The following is a 12,314-nucleotide window of genomic DNA, read 5'->3' as shown; positions in this document are numbered from 1 at the left end:
CGCGACACTCCGACACCCTCATCGCGACGACGACCATGCTCCCACTCTCCACCCGTGTTGCCTGCTTCGCCCTGCTTGCCGCCAGCGTCGGTGTCCATGCCGCGCCGGTCGATCACGCGGGGCGCGGGATCTACCACTTCGCGTCGCAAAGCGGCTGCCCGTTCGCGAACGCGGCCGCGACGGACTGCAATCGCGTCGCGCTCGATGCGCCCGACGTTCACGCGAGCGTCGATACCGATGCGCACGCGATCGTCTTTTCGAGCGATGCGGAGCGCCGCACGAAGGATGTGCTCGGCGACGTGCTGCTGCAGGGCACGGGCGTCGACGGCGACGGCCGGCGCGTGCCGTTGAGCGTGCACGTGCTGCTGCGTCGCGACGGCGCGAAATGGGACCGCGACGTCTACGTCCATGCGCCCGTGCACGGCAAGTTCACCGATGTCCGGATCGATCCGTATCGCGTGCGCGTGAAGGAGGGCGACGGTGAGCGCGACGTGCTCACGCCGGACGAAACGCTTGCGCTGTTCGCGCATCCGTCGCTGGCATCGCGGCTCGCGCGACATCTCGTGAAGGTGAGCGCGACCGATCCGAAGCAGCCGTCCGCGGACGACGTCTCGATCGCGCTCGGCGTCGGCGGCCTGACGAAGCCGGTCGCGCGCGCGAGCTTCACGTCGAGCGCGCCGCATGATGCCGACGTCGAGCGCGCGCTCGCGTCCGGCACGTGGTCGATCCGCTTCGATGCGCTGAGCAATCACATTCCGGTGTGGGTCGCGCAGCGCGAGCTGTTCCTGTTCGGCCTCGACGGCAGCGCGCTCGTGAAGGACATGCGCGAGCGCGGCTTCAGGAAGAACGACCAGATCGAATTCGGCGCGCGCGACGGCAACGGCTATCTGCGCGTGAACGGCCGCGAGGAGGCATTCGCGGGCGCGGCCGCGTCCGCGCATGCGTTCATGCAGGAAAGCTTCATCGGCCTGATTCTCGGCTGGCGTCGGGATCCGGCCGCCGCGGCGGCTGCCGCGACGAAAGCCGCGTCCGCACGGGGCGTGCCGGCATGACTGCGGCAGGCGAGCTGCCCGCGTCGCCGCAGGCGGCGCACGGCGAGCGCTTCGGCTGTCTCGATGCGCCTGTGCCGCGCGGCATGGCGCGGGTGCGCGCGTATCTCGTCGACCGCATCAAGCGGGCGGCGATCCGGCAGCTTCATCGCAGCCCGCATGGCGAGCGCTGGATGCTGCGCATGTACCTGATCGGTGAAGAAGCGACCGAGTGCGCGTTGCACGAGGACTGGACCGGACAGCCGCCGGACTGGCTCGCGCCGCGGATCGAGCAGCATCTCGCGGACGAGCGCCGCCACGCGGCCGCGTTTGCCGATGCGCTGCGCATGCGCGGTGTCGCGCCATCGACAGCGCCGCACGAGCCCGACTGGCTGAGCCGGCGAAAGATCATGCGATGGCGCCGGCTCGCGCAGCGCCATGCGGCGCATTTCGCGCAAGGCGTGCTCGTGCCGGCGTATGCGACAGGCCTGTGCGCGGAACAGATGGCGATGCGCGTGCTCGCGCGCCACTGCGAAACGATCGGCGCCGCGCATCCGCTGTATCCGTTGCTTTCGCGCGTGCTCGCCGACGAGACGCGTCACGTCCGGCTCTGCTCGGACACGCTGCGCCGCCTCGTTGCGCCGTCCGAGGTCGCGCATCTTGCCGCGTTGCTGGACGAGATCCGTGCGATCGAAGCCGGATTCGGCGTGACGGGCGCGCTGGCGATGGTTGCGGCCGGCTGGTTCCAGTCGCTTCGTCCGCGCGCATGATGCCGCGGATCGTCTATCTCGCGACGGCCGACGCGCGTGGCCACCTGATGCGCGCGCAACTGCTCGTGCATACGTTGCGCACGGCCGGCGCGCAGGTCGACGTGCTGACGACGTCCGATGCGGGGCAGGCATTCCTGGCCGCGTTCGGCATCGACGCGCCCGTGCTGTCCCGGCACTACGCGGTGCAGTTCGACGAACGGCAGAACATGTTGCGCGATGCGACCGATCGCAATGTTGCTCATTATGTGTTCAGGCCGACGCGCATGCTGCGCGACATCGCGCGGCTGCGTGCGATCGTTCGCGATGCGGATCTCGTGATCAACGACTCGTTTCATCCGGCGCTGCTGTTCATGGGCGCGGTGCCGGGCTGGCGGCGTCGCGTCGTTCACGTGTATGGCGGCAGCCTTCGCCGCGCGTTGACCGCGAATTTCGATGCGCGGCTGCCGCGCACGCTGGCCCGTGCTTTCGCGCGGATCGTCGGTTGGCAGATCGACTCGGCGCTGTGCTGCATCGAGCACGATTTTGCGTACGGCGTCGCCGACGATGCGCCGCGATCGCACCGGCATTGCCGGCTGCCGACGCCGGTGCCGGTCGTCGCCGAGCTGCCGGCGTCGGAACCGGCTGCCGCGGCCGTTTATCTGAATCCGCACTTCCGCGATGTCGCGCTCGCCGATGCGTTGTCGGCCGGCATGCGCGACGCGGGGCTCGCCGCGTACCGCGTGGGCGAGGGCTACGCGGGGCACGACGGCTGGGCCGGCGTCGACGCCGACTGGGCGACGCGCGCCGCGCATGCGCCGCTGATCGTATCGGCGCCCGGTATGGCCGCGCTGTCGATCGCACGCGTGTATTGCCGCCCGATCCTGCTCGTGCAGACCGATCAGCCCGAGCAGGCGAGCAACGCCGCGCGCGCGGCACGGCTGCAACTCGTGCACCGCGTCGTCACGTGGCGCGGCGACGCGGCCGCGTTCCGGCAGGAAGTCGGGCAGGCCGCAACCGAGCTGATGCGTAATCCCGGTACGCCGGCAGGAACGATCGCCGGCCGCGAGCATGCGCGTGCGCGTGTGGATGCATGGGCGTCGCGCCTCCTCGCGCTGCGTCCGCATGCGCGGGCGATCGATGCGGATGCACGATGCGACGCGCCGGCGCCACGATGAACACGTTGTCGCTTCGTGACGATCGCCGGCCCGATATCCGGCAGATGCTGGCCGCGACGTTCGGCATGGCAGCCGGCCTCGCGATTTTCTTTCTGCTGGAGCGCGGTGTCACGCCGCGCTACGTGTTGGCCACGGCGATCGATGCGCGGGTTCCGTTCATCGCAGCGTCGTGGTTCGTCTATGTCGGTTTCTTTCCATTCGTGATCGCACTTGCCGCGTATGCGCGGCCGCCCGCGTTCGCCGCGTTCAAGGAGGCCGTGCTGATCGCGTTCGTGTTCGGTGTCGTCTGCTTCCTGCTGTTTCCGGAAGCCGTGCCGCGGCCCGACGTCGCGGAGATCGGCAATGCTTTCGTGCGCCATCGTCTCGCGCGCATGTGGCAGCTCGATCTCGCGGCGAACGGCTTTCCGAGCCTGCATGTCGCGGTGACGTGTCTCGCCTGCCGGATGCTGGCGGACCGGCGCCGGATCGTGGCAGCGGCGATCGGCCTGCTGATCTGTGCGTCGACGCTGACGCTCAAGCAGCATACGGTCGCCGACGTGCTGGGCGGCGTGGCGCTGGCGGTGGTCAGTGCGCTGTGGGTCGAGCGGCGTTCGCCGCGCAGGAGGTTCGCGTGACCGATGCCGATGTTCACCGTGCCGGGCCGAACGCCGAGCTTGCGCGGTTCGAGCCCGATCCCGAGTTGTTTCGCGTGAACGCGTCGCGTGTCGGCGCGGCGCTGGCAGGCGACTGGCTGATGATCGCAGCTGCGTTCGCGGTTGCGATCGCGTTTGCGCATCCGCTCGCGTACGCGTGCGCCGCGATCGTGATCGCGCGCAGTCAGCTTGCGCTCGCGGTCATGATGCACGAAGGCGCGCACGGGTTGCTGGCGCGGAACCGGCGCGTCAATGATGTGCTGGGCCAGCTATTCGCGGCCGGCCCGCTGTGGCTGTCGCTTCGCACGTATCGTGCGGGCCATCTGAAGCATCATCGCGCGCCGATGCAGCCGGACGATCCCGTCGCGCTGCTGTTCGGTGTTCACGACTATCCGGTGACGCGCGGGCGGTTGATCGTCCGCCTGCTCGCGTACACGTGCGGGATCGGTTACGTGATGAGTGTCGTGAAGCTCGCACGCGGCGAGTTTGCGCATGCATTGCCGAAGGTCGGGAAGTCGCGTGCGTATGCCGCGTGGGAAGTCGTGTCGATGCTGGCCGCCAACGGCGTGCTGTTCGGCGCGCTCGCGCTGGCCGGACATCCGCTGCTGTACGTCGGGTTGTGGATCGTGCCGTCCGTCACGCTGCTGCCGCTCGCCGGGCAGGTGCGCGCGATCTTCGAGCACGCGGGGCTGCCGGCTTGCGTCGACCAGAGCCGCAACGCGCGCACGATCGTCCGGCGTTCGTGGCAGACGTTCCTGTTCGGCCCGCACGCGATTCATTTCCATATCGAACATCACCTGTTCGCGCGGATGCCGTTCCATAACCTGCCGGTCGTGCACCGGCAGCTCGCGCAGCGCAAGTTGCTGCCTGACGGCAACCTGTACGCGGGATATGGCGCGGTGCTGCGCGACGTGAGTGTGCGGTGACGTGCGGGCGCGGGGATCGTGCGATTGCGGTGGCGACGTTCGAGGGCGCGCGCGTGGAGGCTCAGCGCGCGTGAGCCGTGGTGGATAGCGTGCCAGCGGAGGAGGGCGCTGTTTGCCCCGGCGGGCGCGAGCGTCACGAGCGATTCGACACCGGAACACACGATGGCCGACAAGGCTGGCAGGTTCAGCCAGTCCTGACCGCTCCTGACAAGATACGACTGCCCGGCTTGCGAACGAAGCCGGATGCTTGCGTGCTCAACCGCATGCGGGAAGTCGAAATTCGCGCTCGACACGGCAGGAGGCAGACGCAAAAAAGCCTCCGCGTGGGAGGCTTTGATTGCACTATCAGAGATAGTTGGTAGGGTGGGAGGGACTCGAACCCTCGACTCTCTGATTAAAAGTCAGATACTCTAACCAACTGAGTTACCACCCCACGTTCTTGAAAACTGCTCGAGAACCGGGAAGCGACGGCTTAAAGCCACGCGTATCCTGGTGAACTTTCATCCTTGCGGAGAAAGTCCGCTGCTCAATCAACCGAGCTAGCGACCCAAAGAGCAAAAAATTATAGCGACGGATTGTTAGCCTGTCAACAATCCGCCACGATAATTATTTGATCGTTTCGAGCTTGCCCTGCGCCGTCTGCGCCGCGTTCGACCCGGCGTACTGCGAAACCACCTGCTCGAACGTCTTCTTCGCGGCCGCCTTCTGGCCTTGTTCGAGCTGGTTCGTCCCGATCGCCACGAGGGCGTCGGCCGCGCGCGGGTGCTGCGGGAACTTGCTGACGATCCCTTGCCACGTCGCAGTCGAACCGCGGTAGTCGCGCAGCGCATATTGCGCATTGCCGAGCCAGTACTGCGCGGTCGGCTGGTACGGGCTCTGCGGATACTTCGCGATGAACGCGCGGAACGAAGCCGCTGCCGCCTTGAAGTTGCCGTTGCGGAACTGCTGCTGCGCCGCACTGAGCGCATCCGTTTCACCCGGCTGCACGGTGCCTTCGACACCATCGATCGTCGCCTGCTGCGGCTCGAACTTCTTGAGCCGCGTGTCGAGATCCTGGTAGTACTCCTTCTGCTGCCGCTCGAGCGTCGTCAGCCGGTTCGTCAGGTCCTCGTTCTCGCCGCGCAGCGTCGCGACCTGCTGGTTCAGCTGGTCGAGACGGCCGGATTGATCGAGGATCGTACGCTGGGCGGCCGACAGCTGGCTCGACAGGTTGTCGGTCTTGCTGCGCAGATCGAGCACGGCGCGGCGCGCTTCGTTGTCGTCGAACACGCCGGCGTGCGCCGGCGCGGCCGACCACGCCGCGCCGGCGACGCAGAATGCTGCGGCAATGCGCAGCCAGGATACACGGTGCGTCATACGGCGATTCTTCCGTTACTTACTGTTGGTAGACGAGGTCGGCGCGACGGTTCTGCGCCCACGAAGCTTCGTCGTGACCCGCGGCCTGCGGCTTTTCCTTGCCGAGGCTCACGGCTTCCATTTGCGAGTCGTTCACGCCGAGCAGTGCCATCGCACGGCGGACGGCTTCCGCACGCTTCTGGCCCAGCGCGAGGTTGTACTCGCTCGTGCCGCGTTCGTCGGTGTTGCCCTGGATCAGCACGTGGCGCTGCGGGTGGCTCTTGATGTACTGAGCGTGCTGCTGCATCAGCGGCTGGTACTCGTCCTTCACCGAATAGCTGTCGAAGTCGAAGTAGATGCTGCGCTTCGCGAGCGGGCTGTTCGGGTCGTTCAGCGGATCGACGTTCACTTGCGCGACGTTGTCGGCGCTCGGTTGCGTGCTGACCGCGCCCGCGTTGTTCGCCTTGTCGTCGAGCTTGACGCCCGACTTGCACGCTGCGAGCGCGCTGATCATCATCACGGCCAGGGCCAGACGAGCTTTATTCGACATCATGGTTACTCTCCTTGTGGTCATTGCATGAAGGGCCCCCACGACGGCTCACGAACGGAGCCGCCCTGGACGGACAGGATCTGTGGCGGCGCGCTGCCGTCGGTGGGCACTGCAGCCAGAACGTTGCGACCACCCGACTGGGTAGCGTACAGAAGGTACTGGCCGTTTGCCGCGAAGCTCGGCGATTCGTCGTGATTGGTATTCGTGATGGCGTTCGCCGCGCCGGATTGCAGATCCTGAACGTACAGCTTGAAGCCCCCACCCGTGCGGGAGATGTAAGCGAGGACCTTGCCGTCCGGGCTCACACGCGGACTCGTGTTGTAGCTGCCGGTGAAGGTCACGCGCTGCGCGGCACCGGCGCTTTCACCCTGTGCGGGCATCCGGTAGATTTGCGGCGCGCCGCCGCGATCGCTCGTGAAGTAGATCCAGCGACCGTCCGGCGAGTAGTACGGCTCGGTGTCGATCGAGCTGCTTTGCGTGAGCCGGCGCAGGCCGCCGCCGTTCGCATTGACCGTATAGATTTGCGTATTGCCCGTCAGCGACAGCGCGACGGCGAGCGTGTTGCTGTCCGGCGACCAGGCCGGTGCGCTGTTGTTGCCCTTCTGGTCGGAGACCATGTAGCGGCGGCCGGTCGGCAGGTCGTGGATGTAGACGATCGGCTTCTTGCGCTCGAACGACACATAGGCGACCTTCGTGCCGCTCGGCGACCAGGCCGGCGAGATGATCGGCTCGGTGCTCGACAGCGCGATGCGCGCGTTCTGGCCGTCCGAATCCGAGATCTGCAGCTGGTAACGGTTACCGGTCTTGATCACGTACGACAGGCGCGTGGCGAACACGCCGCGCACGCCGAGCAGCTTCTGGTAGATGTAGTCGGCGATCTTGTGGCCGGCCGTGCGCAGCGTGGTGTCGGTGGCCGTCAGCGACAGGCCGCCGAGGCTTTGCTGCTTCACGGTGTCGTACAGGATGAAGTTGACCTTGTACTGGCCGTTCGCCTCGCGGTTCACGCTGCCGGCGACGAACGCGTTCGCGCCCTTGGCCTTCCATGCGCCGAGATCGACCGATGCGGTCTCGGGCACGGGCGTGCTGCCCGCGTCGATGTTGGTGAATTTGCCGCTGCGGGCGAGGTCGGCACGGACGATCGACGTGACCTGCTGCGGCAGGCCTGCCTCATTCGCGAAATTCGCGGTCGCGATGGGGAACTGGGTCGACCCGACACCGGTGATCAGCACGTTGACCTGGGCGTTAGCGGCGCTGCCCGCCGTAATCAGACACGAGGCCACGAGTGCCCTGAAACCTAGTTTTGTCATCAAACTCATGCTTCTGCTTCCCGTATGACTTGGATCGCTGCGCAACCGCAGAGACAGTAAAAATACCCGATTCGTTCCCGTTTGACAGCGACGCCCGGAGTGTAAGCGTATTTCCTTTCACTCCGACGCCTTGAAGGTAATCGTAATGTCAGACGGGGTACGACCGTTAGAATCGGGCGGCAACGGGACCGATGCGTGGATCGCATTGACCACGGCTTGATCCCACCCCGAATTCCCGCTGGAACGGGAGACCGATGCGCTCAATACGTCACCGGACGGCGTGCACCGAATCTTGACGACGGTGGTCAGGCCTGCTCGCTCGCCGCCCCAGACGATGTTCGGTTTGACGCGGCGGCGCACCTTGTCGGCATAGCCGGGCGACGCGGCATTGCCGCCGGAGCCCGTGCCCGTGCCACTTTTCGCGAGACCTTCACCGCCGCCTTCGCCGGCGCCGGACAGGCCCTGCATCTGCGCAAGACGCGCGCTGCGCTCGCGGTCGAGCTTCGCCTTCGATGCCGCATCGGCCTTTGCGCGCGCCGTGGCTTCGGCCTTCGCCTTTGCCTGGGCTTCCGCCTTTGCCTTCGCGGCCGCGTCGGACTTCGCCTTCGCCGCCTGCTGCGCTTCGAGCTGCGCCTGCTTCTGTTGCTGGAGTTTCTGCTGTTCGAGCTTCTGCTGCTCGGCGAGCTGCTGTTGCTTGAGCTTGTCGGCCTGCTTCTGCCTGTCGCGTTCGGCGGCCTTCTGCGCGGCAAGCGCGGCAGACTGCTGCGCCGCGCGCCGGGCGTCCTCTTCCTGCTGGGTCTTCAGTTGCTGCGCGCGGCGCTGCTGCTCGAGCAGCGCTTCACGGGCGGCCGCTTCCTGCTGCCGCTTCTTCTGCTGCAGCGCGATGTCGGCCTGCTCGTCGCGCACCGGGGGAGGGGGCGGCGCGACCTTCGCGGGCGGCGTCACGACGGGCCGCGGCGCGGCGACATCGGGCACTTCGGTCCACAGCTCGGCTTCGGCGCCGGCCGGCGTGCTGTTCTGCCACTGCACGCCGTGATAGAGGAACAGCGCGAGCAGCACGTGCATCAGCGCGGCGAGCGCGAATGCGCGCCAGGTGCCGCGCTCGCGGGGCGGCCGAGGCGGGTAGGCGTTGCTGCGCGTGGATTGCTGCCGGGTCATTGCGATTTGACGAGGAGGCCGACGCGCTTGACGCCGCGCGCCTTCAGATCGGACATCACGGTCATCACAGCATCGTACTGCACGGTCTTGTCGGCTGCGATCACGACCGGCTGATCCGGATGATCGGCCTGCCGGCCCGAGATGAAGCCGTCGAGCTCGGCCTTCGTCATCGTGTCTTCCCGGGTCGCGCCCGAGTCGCCCTTGTACTTGACGCTCATCGTGCGGTCGGCCTTGATGTTGACGACGACGGGCGGTGTCTGCTCCTGCGGCGCGGCATTGCCGACGGTCGGCAGGTTGATGATCGACGGGGCGACGAGCGGTGCGGTGACCATGAAGATCACGAGCAGCACCAGCATCACGTCGATGTACGGCACGACGTTGATGTCGGCCATTGCACGGCGCGAGCGGCCGCCGCGCATGCTGGATCGGATGGGGCTTCCTGCCATGGCGCGCTCCTTACTGGGCCTGACGCTGCAGGATGTTCGAGAACTCTTCGATGAAGGTCTCGAAACGGATCGCGAGGCGGTCGATGTCGTGCGCGTAGCGGTTGTACGCGACCACCGCCGGAATCGCGGCGAACAGGCCGATCGCGGTGGCGACGAGCGCCTCGGCGATGCCCGGTGCGACGTTCGCGAGCGTGGCCTGCTGCACGTTCGCGAGGCCGCGGAACGAGTTCATGATCCCCCAGACCGTGCCGAACAGGCCGATGTACGGGCTGACCGAGCCGACCGATGCGAGGAACGCGAGGTTCGCTTCGAGCACGTCCATTTCACGCTGGAACGACGCACGCATCGCGCGGCGCGCACCGTCGAGCACGAGGCCCGGATCGCTGAGGCGCTTTTCCTTCGCCTTCAGGAATTCGCGCATCCCCGATTCGAAGATCCGCTCGAGCGCGCCGATCGTGTGGCGGTTGTTGGCCGCGCTCTGGTACAGCGCCTGCAGGTCGCCGCCCGACCAGAAATCCTTCTCGAAGCGTTCGGTCTGCGCGCGCGCGCGGCGGATCGCGAACCACTTGCGGAAGATGAAGGTCCACGACATCAGCGACAGCAGCAGCAGCAGTCCCATCACGGCCTGGGCCAGCACGCTCGCGTTGAGGACGAGGGAAATGATCGACAGGTCTTGAGAAGTGTTCATAGAGGTTTGAGTAACGTCCCTTCGGGGGTGCCCGACGAAGGCGTCCGGTGTGCGTGTGGCGCGGCGCGCCGGCCATGCCCGACGCCGAACCTTGCTTAGTATCGAATCAGAACGGCAAGTTCATAGGCTTTGTCTAAACGGCGCTCATGCGAGCTTCGTTGACAATACAGTCTGCCCGGCGTCGATGACGGGCCCGCGGTGCAGCGCGTCGAGCACCGCTGGCGGGATGGCCGCGGGCCGGATGCCGGTACGGTCGACGCAGCCGAGGCGGATGTGTCCGGCCACGAGCAGCGTGTCTCCGCACCAGACTTCCTGCGTGAATTCCACCGATGCGCGGCCGATGCGCCCGGGCCGACTCGTGATCGCCAGCGTGTCGTCGAGTCGCGCCGGCGCGCGGTAGTCGAGCGACGTGCTGCGGACGATGAAGATCGCGCCCGTATCGTCGGCGAGCCGACGCTGGTCGACGCCGCATGCGCGCAGCCACTCGGTGCGGGCGCGTTCGAAGAACTTCAGGTAGTTGGCATAGAAGACGATGCCGCCTGCATCGGTATCCTCGTAGTACACGCGCACCGGCCAGGTAAAGCCGGACAGCGCTTCCGGGGAGCGGGTAGGCTGGGTCATGGCGCGCATTCTACCGGAAGGCAGAGGCCGGATTCGTAACCGATTCGTAACGGAATGTAGTACGTCGTAGTACACCGCGGGCCGGCCGGGGGCCGTGCCCGCGGGGCTTCAGCCGCGGTGGACGGTCGGGCCGCCGGGCGCTTGCGCGATCGGCATCAGCTCGATCGTGTTGACGTTGACATACGCCGGGCGCGTCGCGATCCAGTAGATCGTGTCGGCGATATCTTCGGGCATCAGCGGCTGGACATTGGTGTAGACGTTCGCCGCTTTCGCATCGTCGCCGCGATAGCGGACGTTCGAGAACTCGGTGCCGCCGCACAGGCCCGGCTCGATGTCGGTGACGCGTAGCGGCGTACCGAGCAGGTCGGCACGCAGGTTCAGGCTGAATTGTCTGACAAAGGCCTTGGTCGCGCCGTAGACGTTTCCGCCTGCATAAGGGTACGAACCCGCGACCGAGCCGAGATTGAAGATATGGCCGCGACCGCGCTCGACCATGCCGGGCAGCAGCGCATGCGTGACCGTGACGAGGCCTGCGCAGTTCGTGTCGATCATCGTCCGCCATTCGTCGAGGCTGGCCTTGTGGGCCGGCTCGACGCCGAGCGCGAGGCCGGCGTTGTTGACGAGCACGTCGAGCGCAGCGAACTCGGCGGGAAGGGCGGCCGGCACGGCCTCGACGGCCGCGCGGTCGCGTACGTCGAGCTCGAACGGCAGAAGGGCGTCGCCGAGTTCGGCGGCGAGCGCGTCGAGACGATCCTTGCGGCGCGCGGTCGCGACGACGCGGTGGCCCCCGTTGACGAAGGTTCGGGCGATGGCGGCGCCGAAGCCGGCGGACGCGCCTGTGACGAACACGATCATTGCTGCTCCTGGTCGATGACAAAATAGCGGGTGGTATCCCGCAAGCCTACTGAGATTGCCGCACCGCGGCAAGGCGGCAAAGCGTTTCCGCACGGGCGCGTAGAGTCTGGCCCCAATTGCTTCCGGCACACGGCCGTTCGGTTGCCTATTCATGACGCATCCAATACACTAACGCGCTCATCACCCCTGCGTGACTGGCGATAGAACCCTTCGGGTTCAAGGTGGAGCATCCCACCGTGAAGCGCGGGGCGCCGTTTTTGCCGTTCGCCTGGGCAGCCGTTGTGCGCCGTCGCGTGCATCGCCGGTGGCTGTCCTGCCTCGCGTCATACGGATTCTTCCGCCACGTCGAGCTGGTCCCGCCAGCAGCGCACCGTACTCGGCCGCTCCGGTCAACCTGTACACACTTAACGGAAACCGTATGTTTGACAGAGCCCAAAGCACCATCGCGAACGTCGATCCCGAAATCTTTGCAGCGATCGAGCAGGAAAACCGCCGCCAGGAAGATCACATCGAGCTGATCGCGTCGGAAAACTACACGAGCCCGGCCGTGATGGCCGCACAGGGTTCGCAGCTCACGAACAAGTACGCGGAAGGATATCCGGGCAAGCGCTACTACGGCGGTTGCGAGTATGTGGACGTGGTCGAGCAGCTGGCGATCGACCGCGTGAAGCAGCTGTTCGGCGCGGAAGCCGCGAACGTGCAGCCGAACTCGGGTTCGCAGGCGAACCAGGGCGTGTTCTTCGCGATGCTCAAGCCGGGCGACACGATCATGGGCATGAGCCTCGCGCACGGCGGCCACCTGACGCACGGCTCGCCCGTGAACATGTCGGGCAAGTGGTTCAAC

Annotated in this window: 13 protein-coding genes, 1 tRNA gene, 1 pseudogene and 1 riboswitch; of the genes and pseudogenes, 6 read left to right on the top strand and 9 right to left on the bottom strand. The window is 66.6% G+C overall.

From position 1 onward, the window contains the following. Positions 1 to 35 precede the first annotated feature (35 nt). The 5 genes from BFF94_RS18780 to BFF94_RS18760 are packed head-to-tail and all read left to right on the top strand — an operon-like array spanning position 36 to position 4,510. Positions 36 to 1,052, top strand: coding sequence for a hypothetical protein (locus BFF94_RS18780; RefSeq protein ID WP_128850511.1), 1,017 nt, complete (start codon positions 36 to 38; stop codon positions 1,050 to 1,052). Next, a complete protein-coding gene (locus tag BFF94_RS18775) occupies positions 1,049 to 1,798 on the top strand; it encodes a hypothetical protein (protein ID WP_128850514.1) in 750 nt (249 codons plus the stop codon). The genes BFF94_RS18780 and BFF94_RS18775 overlap by 4 nt, the downstream gene beginning before the upstream one ends. Beyond that, complete coding sequence (locus BFF94_RS18770) at positions 1,795 to 2,952, top strand: glycosyltransferase family protein (RefSeq protein WP_128850516.1); 1,158 nt, start codon at positions 1,795 to 1,797, stop codon at positions 2,950 to 2,952. The genes BFF94_RS18775 and BFF94_RS18770 overlap by 4 nt, the downstream gene beginning before the upstream one ends. After that, a complete protein-coding gene (locus BFF94_RS18765) occupies positions 2,949 to 3,566 on the top strand; it encodes a phosphatase PAP2 family protein (RefSeq protein WP_128850519.1) in 618 nt (205 codons plus the stop codon). The genes BFF94_RS18770 and BFF94_RS18765 overlap by 4 nt, the downstream gene beginning before the upstream one ends. Next, positions 3,563 to 4,510: a fatty acid desaturase family protein gene (locus tag BFF94_RS18760; protein ID WP_128850521.1), complete on the top strand. Its 948-nt coding sequence runs from the start codon at positions 3,563 to 3,565 to the stop codon at positions 4,508 to 4,510. The genes BFF94_RS18765 and BFF94_RS18760 overlap by 4 nt, the downstream gene beginning before the upstream one ends. Positions 4,511 to 4,866: 356 nt before the next feature. On the opposite strand, the gene BFF94_RS18755 is transcribed toward BFF94_RS18760, so the two are convergent. From BFF94_RS18755 to BFF94_RS18715, 9 genes are all read right to left on the bottom strand, one after another. Beyond that, a tRNA-Lys gene (locus BFF94_RS18755) sits at positions 4,867 to 4,943 on the bottom strand. 173 nt (positions 4,944 to 5,116) lie between these two features. Then, positions 5,117 to 5,866, bottom strand: a complete 750-nt coding sequence (gene ybgF, locus BFF94_RS18750) for a tol-pal system protein YbgF (RefSeq protein WP_128850523.1) — start codon at positions 5,864 to 5,866, stop codon at positions 5,117 to 5,119. Positions 5,867 to 5,885: 19 nt separating this feature from the next. After that, positions 5,886 to 6,398 (bottom strand): peptidoglycan-associated lipoprotein Pal, encoded by a 513-nt coding sequence (pal, locus tag BFF94_RS18745; protein ID WP_128850526.1) that lies wholly within the window; start codon positions 6,396 to 6,398, stop codon positions 5,886 to 5,888. A 17-nt stretch (positions 6,399 to 6,415) separates the two neighbouring features. Further along, positions 6,416 to 7,711 (bottom strand): Tol-Pal system beta propeller repeat protein TolB, encoded by a 1,296-nt coding sequence (gene tolB / locus BFF94_RS18740; RefSeq protein WP_128850529.1) that lies wholly within the window; start codon positions 7,709 to 7,711, stop codon positions 6,416 to 6,418. Positions 7,712 to 7,819: 108 nt separating this feature from the next. Continuing rightward, positions 7,820 to 8,860: a cell envelope integrity protein TolA gene (gene tolA / locus BFF94_RS18735; protein ID WP_219139652.1), complete on the bottom strand. Its 1,041-nt coding sequence runs from the start codon at positions 8,858 to 8,860 to the stop codon at positions 7,820 to 7,822. Further along, positions 8,857 to 9,306 carry a protein TolR gene (tolR, locus tag BFF94_RS18730; RefSeq protein ID WP_128850531.1) on the bottom strand — a complete coding sequence of 150 codons (450 nt, stop codon included), beginning with the start codon at positions 9,304 to 9,306 and terminating at the stop codon, positions 8,857 to 8,859. Before tolR ends, tolA begins: the two co-directional genes overlap by 4 nt. A gap of 10 nt (positions 9,307 to 9,316) precedes the next feature. Continuing rightward, the gene (gene tolQ / locus BFF94_RS18725; RefSeq protein ID WP_006484959.1) at positions 9,317 to 9,994 is read right to left on the bottom strand and encodes a protein TolQ; all 678 of its coding nucleotides are present in this window, start codon (positions 9,992 to 9,994) and stop codon (positions 9,317 to 9,319) included. Between the two features lie 144 nt (positions 9,995 to 10,138). After that, positions 10,139 to 10,624, bottom strand: a complete 486-nt coding sequence (gene ybgC, locus BFF94_RS18720) for a tol-pal system-associated acyl-CoA thioesterase (RefSeq protein WP_128850533.1) — start codon at positions 10,622 to 10,624, stop codon at positions 10,139 to 10,141. 99 nt (positions 10,625 to 10,723) lie between these two features. Beyond that, positions 10,724 to 11,470 carry an SDR family NAD(P)-dependent oxidoreductase gene (locus BFF94_RS18715; RefSeq protein ID WP_128850536.1) on the bottom strand — a complete coding sequence of 249 codons (747 nt, stop codon included), beginning with the start codon at positions 11,468 to 11,470 and terminating at the stop codon, positions 10,724 to 10,726. A gap of 180 nt (positions 11,471 to 11,650) precedes the next feature. After that, positions 11,651 to 11,751, top strand: a riboswitch (ZMP/ZTP riboswitch). A 137-nt stretch (positions 11,752 to 11,888) separates the two neighbouring features. Here BFF94_RS18715 and glyA point away from each other — a divergent pair. Continuing rightward, positions 11,889 to 12,314, top strand: a pseudogene (glyA, locus tag BFF94_RS18710) (serine hydroxymethyltransferase); the annotation flags it as partial.

It is taken from the genome of Burkholderia catarinensis, from assembly GCF_001883705.2.
GTDB lineage: Bacteria > Pseudomonadota > Gammaproteobacteria > Burkholderiales > Burkholderiaceae > Burkholderia > Burkholderia catarinensis.
This window is presented reverse-complemented; position numbering and strand designations above follow the sequence as displayed.

Excerpts from the sequence above, each read along its gene's own strand:
- ybgC (WP_128850533.1), bottom strand. The coding sequence starts at position 10,624 with ATGCGCGCCATGACCCAGCCTACCCGCTCCCCGGAAGCGCTGTCCGGC.
- tolB (WP_128850529.1), bottom strand. The coding sequence starts at position 7,711 with ATGAGTTTGATGACAAAACTAGGTTTCAGGGCACTCGTGGCCTCGTGT.
- tolR (WP_128850531.1), bottom strand. The coding sequence starts at position 9,306 with ATGGCAGGAAGCCCCATCCGATCCAGCATGCGCGGCGGCCGCTCGCGC.
- tolQ (WP_006484959.1), bottom strand. The coding sequence starts at position 9,994 with ATGAACACTTCTCAAGACCTGTCGATCATTTCCCTCGTCCTCAACGCG.
- BFF94_RS18770 (WP_128850516.1), top strand. The coding sequence starts at position 1,795 with ATGATGCCGCGGATCGTCTATCTCGCGACGGCCGACGCGCGTGGCCAC.
- tolA (WP_219139652.1), bottom strand. The coding sequence starts at position 8,860 with ATGACCCGGCAGCAATCCACGCGCAGCAACGCCTACCCGCCTCGGCCG.
- BFF94_RS18780 (WP_128850511.1), top strand. The coding sequence starts at position 36 with ATGCTCCCACTCTCCACCCGTGTTGCCTGCTTCGCCCTGCTTGCCGCC.
- pal (WP_128850526.1), bottom strand. The coding sequence starts at position 6,398 with ATGATGTCGAATAAAGCTCGTCTGGCCCTGGCCGTGATGATGATCAGC.
- BFF94_RS18765 (WP_128850519.1), top strand. The coding sequence starts at position 2,949 with ATGAACACGTTGTCGCTTCGTGACGATCGCCGGCCCGATATCCGGCAG.
- ybgF (WP_128850523.1), bottom strand. The coding sequence starts at position 5,866 with ATGACGCACCGTGTATCCTGGCTGCGCATTGCCGCAGCATTCTGCGTC.
- BFF94_RS18715 (WP_128850536.1), bottom strand. The coding sequence starts at position 11,470 with ATGATCGTGTTCGTCACAGGCGCGTCCGCCGGCTTCGGCGCCGCCATC.
- BFF94_RS18775 (WP_128850514.1), top strand. The coding sequence starts at position 1,049 with ATGACTGCGGCAGGCGAGCTGCCCGCGTCGCCGCAGGCGGCGCACGGC.